The organism is Streptomyces olindensis, assembly GCF_040645895.1.
Lineage (GTDB): Bacteria > Actinomycetota > Actinomycetes > Streptomycetales > Streptomycetaceae > Streptomyces > Streptomyces olindensis.
The window spans coordinates 1-17,409 of record NZ_JBEYZD010000055.1 but is presented as its reverse complement, the minus strand read 5'-3'; the positions used below and the strand labels follow the sequence as shown (position 1 = coordinate 17,409).

14 protein-coding genes are annotated in these 17,409 nt (G+C 71.6%); 8 read left to right on the top strand and 6 right to left on the bottom strand.

The window, feature by feature from the left end:
• Nucleotides 1-2: 2 nt before the first annotated feature.
• On the bottom strand, nucleotides 3-1,424 hold the full coding sequence (locus tag ABZ948_RS29265) for an extracellular solute-binding protein (protein WP_359764455.1): 1,422 nt from the start codon (nucleotides 1,422-1,424) through the stop codon (nucleotides 3-5).
• A 156-nt stretch (nucleotides 1,425-1,580) separates the two neighbouring features.
• Between ABZ948_RS29265 and ABZ948_RS29260 the strand changes: the two genes are divergently transcribed.
• Genes ABZ948_RS29260 through ABZ948_RS29250 form a run of 3 tightly spaced genes read left to right on the top strand, consistent with a single transcriptional unit; the run spans nucleotide 1,581 to nucleotide 4,471 of the window.
• Nucleotides 1,581-3,062 (top strand): FGGY-family carbohydrate kinase, encoded by a 1,482-nt coding sequence (locus ABZ948_RS29260; protein ID WP_359764453.1) that lies wholly within the window; start codon nucleotides 1,581-1,583, stop codon nucleotides 3,060-3,062.
• Nucleotides 3,059-3,682: a histidine phosphatase family protein gene (locus ABZ948_RS29255; protein WP_359764451.1), complete on the top strand. Its 624-nt coding sequence runs from the start codon at nucleotides 3,059-3,061 to the stop codon at nucleotides 3,680-3,682. Before ABZ948_RS29260 ends, ABZ948_RS29255 begins: the two co-directional genes overlap by 4 nt.
• A gap of 12 nt (nucleotides 3,683-3,694) precedes the next feature.
• Entirely contained in the window at nucleotides 3,695-4,471 is a 777-nt protein-coding gene (locus ABZ948_RS29250) for an SAM-dependent methyltransferase (protein ID WP_359764449.1), read from the top strand.
• A gap of 135 nt (nucleotides 4,472-4,606) precedes the next feature.
• Here ABZ948_RS29250 and ABZ948_RS29245 read toward each other — a convergent pair whose 3' ends face one another.
• Entirely contained in the window at nucleotides 4,607-5,254 is a 648-nt protein-coding gene (locus tag ABZ948_RS29245) for a superoxide dismutase (RefSeq protein WP_359764447.1), read from the bottom strand.
• Between the two features lie 133 nt (nucleotides 5,255-5,387).
• Nucleotides 5,388-6,767: an amino acid permease gene (locus ABZ948_RS29240; protein WP_359764445.1), complete on the bottom strand. Its 1,380-nt coding sequence runs from the start codon at nucleotides 6,765-6,767 to the stop codon at nucleotides 5,388-5,390.
• 402 nt (nucleotides 6,768-7,169) lie between these two features.
• Between ABZ948_RS29240 and ABZ948_RS29235 the strand changes: the two genes are divergently transcribed.
• Nucleotides 7,170-7,751, top strand: coding sequence for a biotin transporter BioY (locus ABZ948_RS29235; protein ID WP_359764443.1), 582 nt, complete (start codon nucleotides 7,170-7,172; stop codon nucleotides 7,749-7,751).
• A gap of 58 nt (nucleotides 7,752-7,809) precedes the next feature.
• On the opposite strand, the gene ABZ948_RS29230 is transcribed toward ABZ948_RS29235, so the two are convergent.
• Nucleotides 7,810-8,535: an LPXTG cell wall anchor domain-containing protein gene (locus ABZ948_RS29230; RefSeq protein WP_359764441.1), complete on the bottom strand. Its 726-nt coding sequence runs from the start codon at nucleotides 8,533-8,535 to the stop codon at nucleotides 7,810-7,812.
• Between the two features lie 196 nt (nucleotides 8,536-8,731).
• Here ABZ948_RS29230 and ABZ948_RS29225 point away from each other — a divergent pair, with 196 nt between their 5' ends.
• Nucleotides 8,732-10,759 carry a serine/threonine-protein kinase gene (locus ABZ948_RS29225; protein WP_494487297.1) on the top strand — a complete coding sequence of 676 codons (2,028 nt, stop codon included), beginning with the start codon at nucleotides 8,732-8,734 and terminating at the stop codon, nucleotides 10,757-10,759.
• A gap of 92 nt (nucleotides 10,760-10,851) precedes the next feature.
• On the opposite strand, the gene ABZ948_RS29220 is transcribed toward ABZ948_RS29225, so the two are convergent.
• Nucleotides 10,852-12,345, bottom strand: coding sequence for an amino acid permease (locus ABZ948_RS29220; RefSeq protein WP_359764437.1), 1,494 nt, complete (start codon nucleotides 12,343-12,345; stop codon nucleotides 10,852-10,854).
• A gap of 277 nt (nucleotides 12,346-12,622) precedes the next feature.
• Between ABZ948_RS29220 and ABZ948_RS29215 the strand changes: the two genes are divergently transcribed.
• Nucleotides 12,623-13,108: a ribose-5-phosphate isomerase gene (locus ABZ948_RS29215; protein ID WP_359764435.1), complete on the top strand. Its 486-nt coding sequence runs from the start codon at nucleotides 12,623-12,625 to the stop codon at nucleotides 13,106-13,108.
• Nucleotides 13,109-13,622: 514 nt separating this feature from the next.
• Nucleotides 13,623-14,432, top strand: a complete 810-nt coding sequence (locus tag ABZ948_RS29210; RefSeq protein ID WP_359764433.1) for an Fpg/Nei family DNA glycosylase — start codon at nucleotides 13,623-13,625, stop codon at nucleotides 14,430-14,432.
• Between the two features lie 125 nt (nucleotides 14,433-14,557).
• On the opposite strand, the gene ABZ948_RS29205 is transcribed toward ABZ948_RS29210, so the two are convergent.
• Nucleotides 14,558-15,808 (bottom strand): GNAT family N-acetyltransferase, encoded by a 1,251-nt coding sequence (locus ABZ948_RS29205; RefSeq protein ID WP_359764431.1) that lies wholly within the window; start codon nucleotides 15,806-15,808, stop codon nucleotides 14,558-14,560.
• Between the two features lie 162 nt (nucleotides 15,809-15,970).
• Between ABZ948_RS29205 and ABZ948_RS29200 the strand changes: the two genes are divergently transcribed.
• Nucleotides 15,971-17,149 (top strand): SpoIIE family protein phosphatase, encoded by a 1,179-nt coding sequence (locus ABZ948_RS29200; RefSeq protein ID WP_359764429.1) that lies wholly within the window; start codon nucleotides 15,971-15,973, stop codon nucleotides 17,147-17,149.
• Nucleotides 17,150-17,409: the final 260 nt, after the last annotated feature.

Genomic DNA, 17,409 nt, shown 5'->3' with positions numbered 1-17,409 from the left:
CGCTAGCCCACCTTGCCGGCGAGGTCGTCCGCCAGCCCGTCCAGCACCGACTGCGCGCCCTTGCCGCCGTAGATCTCCTGGAGGGCCGCCGCCCAGCTGGTCGTCGCGTCGAAGAACTGCGCCTGCGGGGTGAACTGGATCTTCGTCTGGTCGACGACCGTCTCGAAGGTCTCCAGGAAACCGGGCAGGTGCCGCATCTTGTCCTTGTACGCGGCGTCCTCGGCGACGGACTTGCGCACCGGGTCGATGTGGTTGTGGGTGATCGCGCTCTTGCGCAGGTGCTCCTTGCCGGTGGCCCACTGCAGGAACAGCCAACTGGCGCTCTTCTTCTTGCTCTTGGCGTTCATGCCGAGCGACCAGATCCACATGTTGGTGGCGAGGGACCCGTCCGGTCCCTTCGGACCGGGGTGGAAGGCGATCTTCCCGGAGGCGGGGCTCGCGCCCTTCACCGCCTGGAAGTAGGCGGCCGTGTCCGCGTCGAACAGCATCCCGGCCTTCTTCGCGCCGAGGTCGCTGGAGCACTGGTACCAGGTGTACGAGGTCCAGGAGGGCGGCCCGCCCCGCTTGACCATGCCGGCCCAGTCCTCGGTGAAGGCGACGGCATCGGAGCTGTTCATGACGGGCGTCAGCTTCCCGCCGTCGACCGTGAAGTCCTTCAGGCCGTTGCGGGCGTACATCGTCATGAAGCCGGGGTGGATGGTGGCCCAGCTCCGGGACCCGCGCACGGCGATCCCGTACATGCCGTCGAAGCCCGCGTCCGGCGCCCGCTGCTTGATGGTGCCGGCGAGTTCGACCAGCTCGTCGAAGGACTCGGCGGGTTTCAGGCCGAGCTTGGCGAACACCTCGGTGTTGTAGGCGACGACGTTCGTCTCCCAGCCCCACGGCAGCGCGTACTGCCCGCCCTGGCCCAGCGGCGCGCCCGCCTTCAGCGACCACTGGTCGGCCTGGAGCAGGTTCGGGAAGAAGTCCGCCTGGTCCCACTCGGCGCCCGTCGCGGCGGAGTTGCGCATCCAGGGCCCCAGGTCCTCCAGCCAGCCCGGCGGCCCGTACTGCCACACCATGTACGCGCCGAGCATGAAGACGTCGTAGGAGGCACGCCCGCTGGACAGGTCGACGGTGAGCTTGTCGAAGTAGTTGTCCTCGGGGAACACGTCGTACTCGACCTTGATGCCGGTCCGCGCGGTGAAGGACTTCAGGTCGGCGATGAGGGCGTCCGTGTACGGGTGCTTGTTGAGCAGCGCCTTGACGGTGGTGCCCTTCTCCCGCTTCCAGTCGAAGGAGCCGGTGATGTCGTCGGCGGCGGACCCGTCGCCCTTGCTGTCGTTCCCGCCGAAACCGGCGCCGCAGGCCGTGAGCAGCGGGGCGGCTGCGGCCCCGGCGGCGAGGGCGAGGAAGCGCCGGCGGTCGTGCACGTGCGTGTCCATCCGTACCTCCGCGTGGAGCCTGGTTAACACGTCGAGTCGACTCGTTAACAGAGGGTGGATCGGCTGAAGTTGGGCGTCAATCCCTCGCGCACGGGAAAATATCGGGGCACAGTGAGAAGTTCACAGATCCGGCTGCGACGGCGTGGGAGGTTCCGGATGGTGAACAACGGCGCGGACGAGGGTGCGGGCTGGCTGGGGATCGACCTGGGCACGCAGAGCGTCCGCGCGCTGTTCGTCACCGCCGACGGCACGGTCCTCGGCAGCGGCTCGGCCCCGCTGACCGGGCGGCGCGAGGGGGTGCGGCACGAGCAGGACCCGGTGCGGTGGTGGCAGGCGCTGTGCACGGCGTGCCGGGCGGCGCTCGGCTCCGCGCCCCCCGGCACGCCGGTCGGCGGACTCGCGGTGTGCGGCACCTCCGGCACGGTGCTGCTGACGGACGGCTCGGGCCGTCCCGTGAGCCCCGCCCTCATGTACGACGACGGGCGCGCGAAGGCGGAGGCGGCGCGGGCGCGGGAAGCCGGGCTCGCGGTCCAGGACACCTGGGCGCTGCCGAAGGCGCTGTGGCTGCTGGAGGAGTACGGCCCCGGCCTCCGGCTCGCCCACCAGCCCGACCTCGTCGTCACCCGCCTCATCGGGGCACCGCCCCCGGCCGACTCCAGCCACGCCCTCAAGACGGGCTACGACCTGGACCACGACACCTGGCCGGAGGCCGCCCTGGTCCGGCTGGGCGTCCCCGACGGCCTGTTGCCCGACGTCGTACGCCCGGGCACCCGCCTGGGCGAGGTCTGCCCGGCCGCCGCCGACGCCACCGGCATCCCCGCCGGCACCCCGGTGCTCGCCGGGATGACCGACGGCTGCGCGGCCCAGATCGCCTCGGGCGCCCTGCGGCCCGGCTCCTGGAACTCGGTGCTCGGCACCACGCTCGTGCTGAAGGGAGCGGCCCGCGACCCGGTCCGCGATCCCACCGGCGTGGTCTACAACCACCGCGCCCCCGACGGCACCTGGCTGCCCGGCGGGGCGTCCAGCGTCGGGGCCGGGGCCCTCGCGGCGCACTTCCCGGACGCCGACCCCGCCGCGATGGACGAGCGGGCCCGGGCCTTCGAGCCGTCGGGCGCGGTCGCCTACCCCCTCGTCTCACCGGGGGAGCGGTTCCCGTTCCGGGCCCCGGAGGCCACGCCCCTCCTCCTCGGCGAGCCCGCCGACGACGCCGACCGGTGGGCCGCGCTGCTCCAGGGCGTCGGCTTCGCGGAACGCCTGTGCCTGGACTACCTCCACCACCTCGGCGCGCCCCTCGACGGCCCGCTCACCTTCACGGGCGGCGGCGCGCGCAGCCCCTACTGGAACCAGCTGCGCGCCGACATCCTCGGCCGCCCGGCCCGCGTCCCCGAACAGACCGAACCCGCCCTGGGCATGGCCGCTCTGGCCGCGTACGGGGCGTCGGGCGCCGAGGCGGCCGCGGACGTCGCCGAGCGCATGGTCCGCGTCCGGACCGTCCTCGAACCCCGCCCCGACCGCACGGCGGCCTTCGCCGAGCCGTACGCCCGCCTCCTCGACGCCCTCGGGGACCGCGGCTGGCTGCCCGCGCCGGTCGCCGACCACGCCCGCACCCGCCTGCACCAGGACACTGGGGAGTCATGACCACCACCCTCCTGCTGGCCCGCCACGGACAGACCGTCTGGCACGCCGAGAACCGCTACGCCGGCATCAGCGACATCGCCCTCACAGATACCGGCCGAGCCCAGGCCGAGGCCCTCGGACGGTGGGCCGCCGCCCGTCCCGTCGACGCGATCTGGACGTCCCCGCTGTCCCGGGCCGTCGCCACCGCCGAGCCCGCCTGCCGCTCCCTCGGCCTCACCCCGCAGCGCGAACCCGGCCTGCGCGAATGCGACTTCGGGGTGGTCGAGGGCCGCACGCTCGCCGAGTTCGAGACGGAGGACCCGGAGTGGGCCGCGGCCTACCGCGCCGACCCGGTGGCGCACTCCTTTCCCGGCGCCGAGGACCCGACGGCGGCAGCGGCCCGGGGCGTCCGCGCCCTGCGCGGCATCGCCGCCGCCCACTCCGGCGGCCGCGTCCTGGTCGTCGCCCACAACACCCTGCTGCGCCTGGTGCTGTGCACGCTGCTGTCGATCCCGGCCCGGGAGTACCGCAGAGTGCTCCCGCGGTTGCGGAACGCGGCGATCAGCGAACTGCGCATGAACCCCGACGGTTCCGCCGCACTCCTCTCACTCAATGTGCCGTGCGACCCGGACCTGCCGTAGCACTATGAGCCCATGACGCAGATCGACACGTCGGTGCCGCACTCGGCCCGGATCTGGAACTACTGGCTGGGCGGCAAGGACAACTACCCGGTGGACGAGGCGGCCGGTGACGCCTACACCGCCGTCTTCCCCGGCATCGTCACCATCGCCCGCGGCAGCCGCGCCTTCCTCGGCCGGAGCATCCGCCACCTCGTGCGGGAGGCGGGCGTACGGCAGTTCCTCGACGTCGGCACGGGCCTGCCGACCGTCGACAACACCCATGAGGTCGCCCAGCGGCTCGCCCCCGAGTCGCGGATCGTCTACGTCGACAACGACCCGCTGGTCCTCGCCCACGCCCGCGCCCTGCTCACCTCCACCCCCGAGGGCGCGACGGCGTACGAGCCCATCAGCCTCTACGAGCCCGAGGAGATCCTCGCGGCCGCCGGGAAGACCCTCGACCTCACCCGCCCCACCGCCCTGATCCTCAGCGGCATCCTCGGCCACGTGGCCGACTACGAGCAGGCCCGTGACCTGGTCCGCCGCCTGATGGCCGGCCTGCCCTCCGGCAGCTACCTCTCCCTCAACGAGGGCTCGCGCGGCACCGACCCGGCCTACGAGCAGGCGCAGGACGCCTACAACGAGACGGGCGCCGTGCCGTACTTCCTGCGGCCGGTGGAGCAGATCGAGGCGTACTTCGAAGGCCTCGAGCTGGTGGAGCCCGGCGTGGTCTCGGTCCCGCTGTGGCACCCCGAGCCGGGCGGCCCGACGGAACCGATCGGCCAGCACGGAGGGCTGGGCCGCAAGCCCTGACCGCCCCCGCGCACGGAAAACCCCCGCGAGTCATGTCCTCGCGGGGGTTTCCCTCTTTCCGCCTGCCGTACGTGAAGGGTGAGAAGACGATCACGAGGCAGGACGCTCCACAGGAGACCTCAGGGCCTCGGGGCCTCAGGGGGCGAGCAGCAGCACGTCCGCCCGGGACCTGGCGGCCTCGTAACGCCGGGCCACGTCCTGCCAGTTGACGACCTGCCACATCGCCTCGATGAAGTCCACCTTCTGGTTGCGGTACTGCAGGTAGAAGGCGTGCTCCCAGGCGTCGAAGACCAGGATCGGGGTGGCGGCCTGGCCCACGTTGCCCTGGTGGTCGTAGACCTGCTCCACGATCAGCCGGCCGCTCAGCGGCTCGTAGGCGAGCACGCCCCAGCCCGAGCCCTGGGTGGTCGCGGAGGCCTTGGACAGCTGCGCCTTGAAGTTCGAGAAGGAGCCGAAGGACTCGGTGATCGCGTCGGCCAGCTCACCCACGCCGTCCTGGGCCAGCGGCTCACCGCCGCCGTCCTTCGGGCCGGTCATGTTCTGCCAGTAGATGCTGTGCAGGATGTGCCCGGAGAGGTGGAAGGCCAGGTTCTTCTCCAGCCCGTTGACCGACCCCCACGACTCCTTGTCCCGCGCCTCGGCGAGCTGCTCCAGCGTGTCGTTGGCGCCTTTCACATAGGCCGCGTGGTGCTTGTCGTGGTGCAGCTCGATGATCTCGGGGCTGATCACGGGGGCGAGCGCGGAGTAGTCGTAGGGCAGGTCGGGCAGCGTGTAGACCGGCATGGCAGGACCCCTTCGAACCTCTTATTGCAACTTACTTGCAAGTGCACGCTAGCAGCAAGAGAACGGGTGGGGTGCTCAGGGCATGCGAAAGGCCCCCGCGTGTGTCGCGGGGGCCTGCTCGCCGTCGGGGGTGCTACCGCCGGGCGCGCGCCTTCTGCCAGGCGAAACCGACGGCCGCCAGGGCCAGCGTCATCCCGCCCGTCGAGTACAACTGCACCCGCGTGTCCGGCTCCCGGGCCATCAGGACGAAGACGGCGGCCATGCCGGCCAGCGCCACCCACGTCAGCCACGGGAACGCCCACATCCGCACGACCAGCTTCCCGGGCTCCTCGCGCTCCAGCCGGCGCCGCAGCCGCAGCTGTGAGACGGCGATGAAGATCCAGACGACCAGGATCACCGCACCGATCATGTTCAGCAGCCAGGGGAAGACGTCGTCCGGCCGCCAGTAGCTCAGCAGCACGCACAGGAAACCGAAGACGGACGACGCCAGGACGGCGATCCGCGGCACCCCGCCCGAGACCCGGCCCAGCCGCTTCGGGCCCTGGCCGCGCTCCACCAGCGAGTAGGCGATGCGCGAGGCGCCGTAGATGTTGGCGTTCATCGCGGACAGCAGGGCCACCAGCACGACCACGTTCATCAGCTGGCCGGCGCCCGGGATGCCGAGCTCGTCCAGGGCGGCGACGTACGGGCCCTTCTCGACGACCTCCTTGGAGTCCCACGGCACCAGCGTGACGATGACCGCCATCGAGCCGACGTAGAACAGCGCGATGCGCCACATCGCCGTGCGGACCGCGCTCGCCACGCCCTTGACCGGGTTCTCCGACTCGGCCGCCGCGATGGTGACCGTCTCCAGGCCGCCGTAGGCGAAGACCGACGCGAGCAGGCCGATGACCAGGCCCTCGCCGCCGTTGGGCAGGAAGTCCGTGAGGTTGCCCGCGCCGGGCGAGTCCGTGCCGGGCAGGATGCCGAGGATCGCCAGGACGCCGAGCGCCAGGAAGAGGGTGATCGCGCCGACCTTCAGCGCCGCGAACCAGAACTCGAACTCGCCGAAGTTCTTCACCGCCGCGAGGTTCGTGCCGCAGAAGACCACCATGAACAGCGCCACCCACGCCCACTCCGGCGTGCCCGGCAGCCAGCCGCTGACGATCTTCGCGGCACCGATGCCCTCCAGGCCGACGGCCGTGCACAGGAGCACCCAGAAGGACCAGCCGGCGGTGAATCCGGCCCACGGGCCGATCGCCCGCTCGGCATGCGCCGAGAACGAGCCCGACGACGGATACGCGGCCGACATCTCGCCGAGCATCCGCATCACCAGCATCACGAGGAGACCGGAGAGGGCGTAGGCGACCACGATCGACGGTCCGGCCGCGGCGATACCCGCGCCGGAGCCGACGAACAGACCCGCGCCGATCACCCCGCCGAGGGCGATCATCGACAGGTGGCGCTGCTTCAGGCCGTGGGAGAGGAAGACGTCGTCCGTGCTGGGCGACGTCCCGGTGGTGGTGCTGGGCATGGGCGCGGCTCGTCCAATGCGTGAGGGCGTACGAGGGCAAAAACGCCGCCAGTCTGGGCGGTCCCCTCGCCCGGGAGGGACGTCTGTCCAGCATGCGGACGCAGGGAGCGCACCCCGTGAGGCCCCGGGGACGGAGGGTGTGCACCCGGCGCGGACGCCGTGATGCACCCGGCCTGGATGCCTTTGGCGAAACCCTACAGTCCGCCTGTCCGCGCGCCGCGTGAGCGAAGCCTCCCTGCCTCCGTGACCGGCGTCACTCCGTACTCGGTGTAACCCCCACCCTTTGTCCGGAGCCAACCAAACGCGTGTTCGCGCCTTTGTCGACCGCTGACGGTGATCGGGACGAGGGCGCTGGGATAGCGTCACCGTGTCCCGACCGGCCCTCACCCTCGCGGAGTCCCCATGAGCACCGCTGCCGCCACGTCCGCCCGCACCGGACAGGTCCTCGCCGACCTGCTCCCCGCCTCCCGTGTCCGGGACGCGGCCCTCGTGCTCGGCGGCGCCGCGCTCACCGGCCTCGCCGCCCAGATCTCCGTGCCCGTGCCGGGCTCCCCGGTGCCGGTGACCGGCCAGACCTTCGCCGCGCTGCTCGTCGGCACGTCCCTCGGCGCCGGCCGCGGCTTCCTCGCGCTGGCGCTGTACGCGGTGGCGGGCATCGCCGGCGTGCCGTGGTTCGCGGGCGCCTCCTCCGGCGTCGCCCCCTCCTTCGGCTACATCCTCGGCATGATCCTCGCCTCGACCGTCGTGGGCGCCCTGGCCCGCCGCGGCGCCGACCGCTCGGTGTGGCGCATGGCCGGCACGATGCTCGTGGGCGAGGCGATCATCTACGCGATCGGCGTGCCCTACCTGGCGCTCGCCACCGGCATGTCCGCCACCGCCGCGATCGCGGCCGGCCTCACGCCGTTCCTGATCGGCGACGCGCTGAAGGCGGCGCTGGCGATGGGCGTGCTGCCGTCGGCCTGGAAGTTCGTCAACAAGCGCTAGCCGTCCGCGTTCTCGACGAGAGGCCCGCCGGGACCCTTCCCCGGCGGGCCTCTCGCGTTCAGCCCTCCTGCGGTGCCGGCCGCCGCCGCTGCGACCACCACAGTCCGGCCGCGCCCGCCGCGAGCAGCGACGCGCCGACCGCGCCCAGCGGCAGCACATCACGGGCCGGACCGGTCTTCGGCAGCTCCTTGCGGCCCGGGGACACCGGCTTGTTGTCCGTACCGAGCAGCAGGGGCGTGGCGGGGGCGTTCGGTGACGGGTTCGTCGTGCCGAACGGCACCGGGCCCTGCTGCCAGAACGTCTTCTTGCCGTCGCCCGTCTGAACGGGCAGACAGATCTTCCCGGTCTTGCCCAGGTCGTACGTCGCGTCGACGGCGTACGACTTCGACTCGCCGGCGGGGAGATTGTCGATGGGACAGTTGAAACCGCTGTTCGAACCCTCCGGAAGATTGTTCTCGGCTATCCGGGAACAGCCCTGGACGTTCTTGACCGTGAGCCCGTCGAAACCGACGACCCAAAGCCTGATCTTCCCGCTGTCCTTGCTTCCCTCGTTCTTCACCGTGGCGGTAATGGCCGTCTTCTCGGAACCGTTGTCGACCGAGATCTTCTCCGGCAGCAGCGTCGTCAATCGCACTCCCGCCGGTGCCTCGTCCACGGCCTTTCCGCCCTTGCCGCTCGCCGGGCCTTCGTCTTCCGCGGCGGCGGTGCCGGACAGCATCACCGCCGCCGAGAAAGATGCCACGACCAGCGATCCCGCGACCCCCGTCGTACGACGAGAACTCATGTTCGCCCCCCTTGCGTCCCCCTGGGCTGCGCCTGAATTCGCAGCACTGAAAGAGGTACCACAAGATTTCGCCGCACTATCCTGGTGCGGCGCGAAGTGTGACCGTTGTGTTTCACTGGAGGCGGTCGCGGCGTCGTGGAGGGGGTGCAGCGAATTGCCGGGGAATGCGAACGGCGGCGGTGTTCCAGGGATATTGGTGACGGGGCGCTATCGGTTGGTCGAGAGTATCGGTCAGGGGGGAATGGGGCGGGTGTGGCGGGCCGCCGACGAAATACTCGACCGGCAGGTCGCCGTCAAGGAAATGCGAATCGACGGTCACGACGCGGAGGACAGCAGGACGCGGCGCGAACGCACCCTGCGCGAGGCCAGGGCCACGGCCCGGATCGACCACCCCAACGTCGTACGGATCTACGACGTGGTCGACGAGGGCGAACGCCTGTGGATCGTCATGGAGTTGGTGGCGGGCCGCTCCCTGGAGCGGATCCTCGCGGAGGAGGGGCCCCTCGGCCCCTGCGAGACGGCCCGGATCGGGCTCGGTCTGGTCGCGGCGCTGCGGCAGGTCCACGCGCGGGGTGTCCTGCACCGGGACATCAAGCCCGGGAACGTCCTGGTGGAGGAGGCGCGCCGGCCGGCCGTACCCGGACGCGGCGGCGAGGGCTTCGGCAGGGGACGGCGGGTCGTCCTCACGGACTTCGGGATCGCCGCGATCCAGGACGCCAAGGCGCTGACGATGGTCGGGATGCTGGTCGGCTCACCCGACTACATGGCCCCCGAGCGCATCTCCGGCCGCCCGCAGGGCCCGCCGTCCGACATCTGGTCCCTCGGCGCGACGCTCTGCGCGGCCCTGGGCGGCCGCTCCCCCTTCTCCCGCGACACCACGCTGGCGACCCTGCACGCGGTCCTCTACGAGGAGCCCGAACTCCCCGCCGCGCCCGGGCCGTTGCGCGAGATCCTCACGGCCCTGCTGGAGAAGGACCCGTCGACCCGCCCGACCCTGGAGGACCTGGAAACGGCCCTGGAACCGTTGGCGTTCCCGTCACCGACACCCACGGTGGTGGTGGGGGCGCCGGAGGCGGGGCCTGTACCGGAGTCCCAGCTCGTACCGGAGCCGGAGCCGGAGCCGGAGCCTGTGTCTGACCCGAATCCCGAGCCCCGGCCCGAGAGCGTACGCGGCAGCCAAGCCGTACCCGACCAACCCGGCCAACACCCCCTGCGCGAAGGGCCTGTCCAGCAGACGGCAGCACCCCCGGCCACGCCCCCGCAGGACTCCCGACCCCCCGCCCCACCGGACCCCCGCCGGCCCGCGCCGGTCCCGGAGCCGACGCCCCGCGGACACCCGGGAGGCCCCACACCCCTCACGGCACACGCGAAAGCCACCGCACACGCGAAAGCCACCGCACACACCCGCCCGGCCGGGACTCCGGCCGGAGCCCCGGCCGGAAGCAGCGCCCCCACCACCACCACCACTCACCCCGACACGAGCAGCCCCGTCTCGCTCACCCGCGCGCGGACGGAGACCGAACGCCGCCCCCACGCCACGCCGGCACCGGAACCCGCCCCCGTGCCCCCGGGCGAACTCCCCGGCCCCACCACGCTCCGGCCCCGCCCCGGAGCCCGTCGCCACCGCCGCAAGGTACTCGTCGCCGCGGCGACCACCGTCGCGACCGCCGGTGCCGTCGTAGGGATCCTGCTGGCGACGTCATCCGGCTCGCCGGGCGGCGACGACACCCGCGCCGGCTCCTCGGCGTCCGCGTCCCCCACCCCCTCACCCACCGTCGAGGGCACGGCCAGGCCGCAGAGCCTCCCGCCCGGCACCCACCGGGAGGCGGGCGGCTTCGCCTGGGCCACCCCCGACGGCTGGCGGCGGGACGTGAAGACGGGCGCGGAGGTGCACTACACCTCCCCGGACGGCACGCAGGAACTGGTCGGCAAGTCCTCCCTCGCCCGGGGCGACCTGCTGGAGACCTGGCAGACCTCGGAGCGCAACGCCCACCAGGGCCAGGACTACCGCAAGATCCGCCTGGAGGAGACGACGTTCCGCGGGCACCCGGCGGTGGTCTGGGAGTACACCTTCACGCTGGAGGGCGTCCACTGGCACGCCCACCTGCTCGGCTTCAACGTCAAGGGCAAGTCGTACCAGGTCAACACCTGGTACGACTCCGGCATCGAAACCCAGGCCCTGCGCACGTACGAGAAGGTCAAGGACAGCTTCACGGTGCTGTAGGGCAACGAAAAAGGGCCCGCGGCGCGCGCCCCGGAGGGCAACACGCGCCGCAGGCCCACCCGTTCACCGGGAACGGGAAGCGCCTCGGGGGCTCAGCCGGTCGAGACCTCGTCCCGGGTCTCGACGGCGTCGGCGTCGGCGTCGGCGGCGGCCCGCCGCCCCCCGCGCAGCTTCTCCTTCACGAAGGCGATGACGAGCACCACCGCCGCGACGAGCAGCGACAGCAGGATGGTGGAGCGCCCGTCGTGCTCGGTGTCGGTGAGCATGTAACCGAGGATGAACACGATCAGCGCGGCCGTGGCCCAGGTCAGATACGGGTACAGCCACATCTTCACGACGAGCTTCTCCGGCGCCTCGGCCTTGATGATCTTCCGCATGCGCAGCTGGGAGAAGCAGATCACCAGCCACACGAACAGGGCGACCGCGCCACTGGAGTTCACCAGGAAGAGGAAGACCGAGTCCGGGAACTTGTAGTTGAAGAAGACGGCGACGAAGCCGAACGCGACGGACGCGAGGATCGCCGTGCGCGGCACGCCGTTGGAGGTCGTGCGGGCGAAGGACTTCGGCGCGTCCCCGCGCTGGCCGAGCGAGAAGGCCATGCGGGAGGCGGTGTAGAGACCGGAGTTGAGACAGGACAGCACCGAGGTCAGCACGATGAAGTTCATGATCTGACCGGCGTGCGGAATGCCGAGGGAGTCGAGCGCGGCGACGTAGGAGCCGTCCTTGGTGATGGACTTGCTGTCCCACGGCAGCAGCGCCACCACGACGAAGATCGAACCGAGGTAGAAGACGGCGACGCGCCAGATGATGCTGTTGGTGGCCTTGGTGACGGCCTGCCGCGGGTTCTCCGACTCGCCGGCCGCGAGGGTCGCGATCTCGCTGCCCATGAAGGAGAAGACGACGAGCAGCACACCGGTGAGGATCGCCCCGGCCCCGTGGGGCAGGAAGCCACCGTGCTCGGTGAGGTTGCTCAGCCCGGCGTGCTCGCTGTCCACGCCCGGCAGCAGCCCGAAGACGGCGAGCCCGCCGATGACGATGAACGCGGCGATGGCGACGACCTTGATGCCGGCGAACCAGAACTCGAACTCGCCGTAGGAGCCGACGGAGACCAGGTTGGTGGCGGTCAGCACGACCATCACGATGAGCGCCCAGCCCCACTGGGGCACGGCCGGTATCCAGCCCTCCAGGATCACGGCTCCGGCGGTCGCCTCGACCGCCAGCACGACCACCCAGAAGAACCAGTACAGCCAGCCGATGGAGAAACCGGCCCAGGGCCCGAGCGCCCGGTCGGCGTGCGCGGAGAACGATCCGGAGGTCGGGTTGGCCGCCGACATCTCACCGAGCATCCGCATCACCAGCACCACGAGCGTGCCGACGAGGGCGTACGACAGCAGGATGCCGGGACCGGCGGTGGCGATACCGGAGCTGGACCCGACAAACAGGCCCGCCCCGATGACACCGCCGATGGCGATCATGGACAGATGCCGGTTCTTGAGCCCGGCCTGCAGCCCGGAGCCGTGCGCCCCGGGTTCTCCGGGGCCTTCGCGATCGTTTTCGGGGGTCTTCGTCGTCGGCTGCGAGGTCATGGAACGGATTTCCTTTGCGCCGGGGGCTGTACTTCCGTACGGAACCGCACGAGCCGTACGAACGGGGTGTGTCGCGGCATGACGGGGTACGGGAGCTCGTACGAGCGGTGTACGAGCCGGTCCAGTGAATCGGAGGCGAACGTGTAGGAGAACCTTTGAATCCAGATTGTTACTTGAGGTTTTCCTGAGCTTCCGTAATGGGGCTCACATTCGCCTCACGTTTTCATGAGCGCCACCCCGCGCGCCTTCCCCGAAACACCCGTGTCACACTCTCCCCATGCGCGTGTACCTCGGCTCGGACCATGCCGGCTACGAACTGAAGAACCACCTCGTCGAGTGGCTGAAGGAGGCGGGTCACGACCCCGTCGACTGCGGCCCCCACATCTACGACGCCCAGGACGACTACCCGCCCTTCTGCCTCCGCGCCGCGGAGCGGACGGCCGCGGACTCCGACGCCCTCGGCATCGTCATCGGCGGTTCCGGCAACGGCGAGCAGATCGCCGCGAACAAGGTCAAGGGCGTCCGCGCGGCCCTCGCCTGGAGCGAGGAGACGGCGGCGCTCGGCCGGCAGCACAACAACGCCAACGTGGTCGCCGTGGGTGCGCGCATGCACACGCAGGACGAGGCGACGAAGTTCGTCGAGGTGTTCCTCAACACGCCGTTCTCCGGTGACGAACGTCACATTCGCCGGATCGACATGCTCGCCACGTACGAAACGACGGGCGATCTTCCTCCGATCCCGCCGCACCACCCCCAGCAGTAGAGACAGTGAGCGGCTGAGGAACCACGCCTGGTGGAGCCCCGGGAGGGGCGCAGGGTTCGCAGTGCCTGTCCGGGTGCGGGGCGTCGACCCCGAGAGGGGTGCAGGGGACGCAGTCCCCGCCGGGGTCCGGGGCGGAGCCCCGGGCTCGGTCCGGCTCCTTGTCCGACCGCGTCGGGTGGGTGGGTGGACCAGGTTCCAGATCCGGGGCGGAGCCCCGGGATGAGCCTGGCCTCTCGTCCGACCGCGTCGGGCGGTGGGTGGGCGAGGTTCCGGGTCCCGGGGCGGAGCCCCGGCTGGGGCCGGCCTCTTGTCCGGCCGTGTCGGGCGGTGGGTGGGCGAGGCTCCGGGGTCCCGGGGCGGAGCCCCGGATGGGTCCGGCCTCTTGTCCGGCCGTGTCGGGCGGTGGGTGGGCGAGGTCTCGGGGTCCGGGGCGGAGCCCCGGGGGAGTTCAGCCCTTGAACCGACCGTGTCGGGCGGGTGGGTGGGCAAAAACCGTACGAAAACAGGGAGCACCGTGCCGGAAGGCCACACCATCCACCGCCTGGCCCAGGACTACGCCACCGCCTTCCTCGGCACGACCCCCCGCGCCACCAGCCCCCAGGGCAAGTTCACCCCCGCCGCCACCCTCCTCACCGGCACGGAACTCACCCACACCGAAGCCCACGGCAAGCACCTCTTCCTCGGCTTCCGCGCGACCGACTGGATCCACATCCACCTCGGCCTCTTCGGCAAGGTCACCTTCGGCCCGGCCCCCGAGCCGCCCCCCACCGACACCGTCCGCCTCCGCCTGGCCAACGACACCACCTACGTCGACCTCCGCGGCCCCACCACCTGCGCCCTCATCACGCCCCCGGAGAAGCAGGCGATACACGACCGCCTCGGCCCCGACCCCCTCCGTGACGACGCCGACCCGGACACCGCGTACCGCCGCATCACCCGCAGCCGTACGACGATCGCCGCCCTCCTCATGGACCAGAAGGTCATCGCCGGCGTCGGAAACGTCTACCGCGCGGAGGTCCTCTTCCGGCACCGCATCGACCCGTACCGCCCCGGCAGGGACATCACCCCCGCCGAGTGGCACGCGATCTGGACCGACCTCGTCGACCTCATGCGCGAGGGCGTCCGCAACAACCGCATCGACACCGTCCGCCCGGAACACACCCCGGAGGCGATGGGCCGCCCGCCCCGCGTGGACGACCACGGCGGCGAGGTGTACGTCTACCGCAGGGCCAACCAGCCCTGCCACATCTGCGGCGGCGAGATCCGCACCGCCGATCTCGCCGCCCGCAACCTCTTCTGGTGCCCGACCTGCCAGCGCGGCTGACCGCCCCACGCCCCGCCGCCGAACACCCGGAACCCCGGCCTACCCCCCGGCGCTTGAACCGCCTCCGACGCCAAGCGCCCCGACGCCAAGCGTCCCGGCGTCAAGCCCCCTGAACCGCCCCGGCCTCAGAACCCGTGCTGCAACCACGGCGCCACGTCGCTGCCGAACGCCGGCGAGGCCTCCGCCAGCGCCCCCCGCCGCACCTCCCGCACGCGCCCCGCCGCCGCCAACGCGGCCAGCGACACGCCCCCGAGATACGCCGCACCCAACTCCCGGACCGACAGCGCGAGATCCGCCGCGTCCGACGTCCGCTCGCAGGACGCGCCCTTCGCGTCCCCGCTGAGCCGCCAACGCCCCGCGTTCCAGGGGCAGAACGCGTCCTCCACCTCGAACACCACATCCACCGGCGCCTGGTACGTCCGCGCCTCCAGTGCGGCCCCCACGTCCACCGGCCGGACGTACAGCGAGTCCCGCACCCAAGGCCGGCACCGCCGCGGGTCGGACACCAGGTACTGCCACGTGTCGTCCACCGGCCGCCCCCGCACCACCAGCGTCGACGTCAGGTCGATGCCGAACAGGAACCGCCAGAGCGCCGCGTCCGCCGCGGGATCCAGCGCGGCCGAGTCCTGCAGGATCACCGAGCCGTTCGGCCCGGCGGGCTCCCAGGCCGGCTTGACGCGGTACCGCGCGTACCCGACCGTCTCCCCGTCCCGCTCGGCGACGACGCACTGCAGCGGCGACGCCCCGTCCCGCGCGCTCTCCGGGTCGAGCAGCCCGAGCCGCTCCCAGCCGGGCAGCCGGGCCAGCATCCCGGGCCGCCGGGGAACGAGCCGGGCGCACACCGCCTCGCACGCGTCGAGGACATCGGCGGGCACGGCGTACCGCACGCGTACCTCGTCGGTGCCGGGCGGCACCGACAGCCGCACCCGGTCCGTGTCGATCTCGGCGTTCACCTGCCACGTGGCGGCGCCGTACCCGAACCGGCCGTAGATCGCCGGCTCCGACGCCGTCAGCACGGCCAGCGGCTCACCCAGGGCCCGGACGTCGTCCAGCTGCCGCCGCATCATCGACGTCAGCACCCCGCGCCGCCGGTGCGTGGCGGCCACGCTGACCATGGTGACGCCCGCGGCCGGCACCGACGCGCCGCCGGGCACGGTGACCCGGAAGCTGAACGCCCCCGCGGTCCCCACGCACTCGTCCCCGTCCCAGACACCGAGGGAACGGTCGAACTCGGTCAGCGCGTTCCACAACTCCCGCTCCTCGGCGGCCTCCGGCACCCCGCCGAAGCCCCGGAGCAGGGTGTCGTACCACTTGTCCCAATCGTCCCGCACCAGTACCCGCAGGCCGGACGAAGAGCCGCTCGCGTCAGTCGCCATGGGCCATGCCTACCAGCGCAATGCGGGACGAGCGAGCCAATTTCTCCCAGGCGGCGGCGCGGCGGCGCGCTGTGAAGTTCACTGTGAAGTCGGCCCTCGGACGGGGGACAAGTAGGACCTCCCGTGCCAAGGGGCTGGTCCGATGGATAGGGTCCCGAACTAATGGCATCAGGACGAGAGCGGCGCGCGGAAGCCGAGACGTTCACGGCCCGGTTGAAGAAGCAGTGGCACCGGGCCCGCGTCGGCGTGCGCCGAGCCGCCGTGGACTACTTCCGCGGCGACGGCTCGGACTGGATCGCCCTGGCCGGCCTGCTCCTGACCGTCCCGCTGATCGCGACGGCGACGCTCGTGAACCCGGTGTGGTTCTCACCGGCCGCACTGGTCATGCCGGTCGTCGTGGGCGGCCTGCTGCTGCGCCCCGCGAGCCTGCTCGGCCTGTACGCGGCGTCGGCCACGGCGCTGATCGTGGAGTCGGTGCGCCTCGGCCCGTACACGGAAGGACCCTCCCGGGTCACCCCGGGCGTGGTGCTCGTGGTCGCGGCCTGCGGTTTCTTCGGACTGCTGCTGGCCCAGTTCCGCAGCCGGGTCGGCGTCCCCTGGCGGCGCGGCGGCACCATGCTGTTCGACCTGCGCGAACGCATCCGGGTGCAGAGCAAGCTGCCCGGCCTCCCGGACGGCTGGCACCGCGAGATGGCCCTGCGCCCGGCGGGCGGCCAGTCCTTCTCCGGCGACTTCGTGGTGGCGGCCCGCACCAACGGCGGCCGTACGCTCGAGGTCGTCCTCACCGACGTCTCCGGCAAGGGCATGGACGCGGGCTCCCGCGCCCTGCTCCTGTCCGGCGCGTTCGGCGGTCTGCTGGGCTCCCTCCCGCCGCACGCCTTCCTCCCCGCCGCCAACGGCTATCTGCTGCGCCAGGACTGGGACGAGGGCTTCGCCACCTCCATCCACCTGGTCCTCGACCTGGACTCCGGCGACTACGAGCTCTACTCCGCCGGCCACCCGCCGGGCCTCCAGCTCAGCGCCGGCACCGGCCGCTGGGAGGAGAAGGCGGCCGAGGGCCCGCTCCTCGGCGTGTACGACGGCGCCCAGTTCGACCCGGTGAAGGGCTCCCTGCGGCCGGGTGACGTGCTGATGCTGTTCACCGACGGTCTGGTGGAGACCGCCGACCGCGACATCGTCGAGGGCATCGACCGCCTCACCGGCGAGGCCGACCGCTACGTCGCCGGCGGCTTCCACGGCGCCGCCTGGCACCTCATCGAGGCCGTGGCCAAGGACGTCAACGACGACCGGGCCCTGCTGCTGATCTGCCGGGAGGGCCCGACGGCCGCGGCCAACCGCTGACGTACGGCCCCTCTGTCCCATGGTTAGGTCATGATTGTGTGGGGCTTCTGTGACTGAACCGGACCCCGATTGCACAGGCAACTGTCGTGTTGATAGAGATTATTGACAAGACTTGAGGACGGCCGCAGCGGCCGTCTCGATGGCCCACACGGGGGAGGCGAGTTAGCGCGATGAAGTTCGACATGGGGGCTCAGACGCTGTCGACGTTGCAGCGTGATACGCGGGGTTCGACGGATGACCTGGGTGGTCTGGTCCGGCAG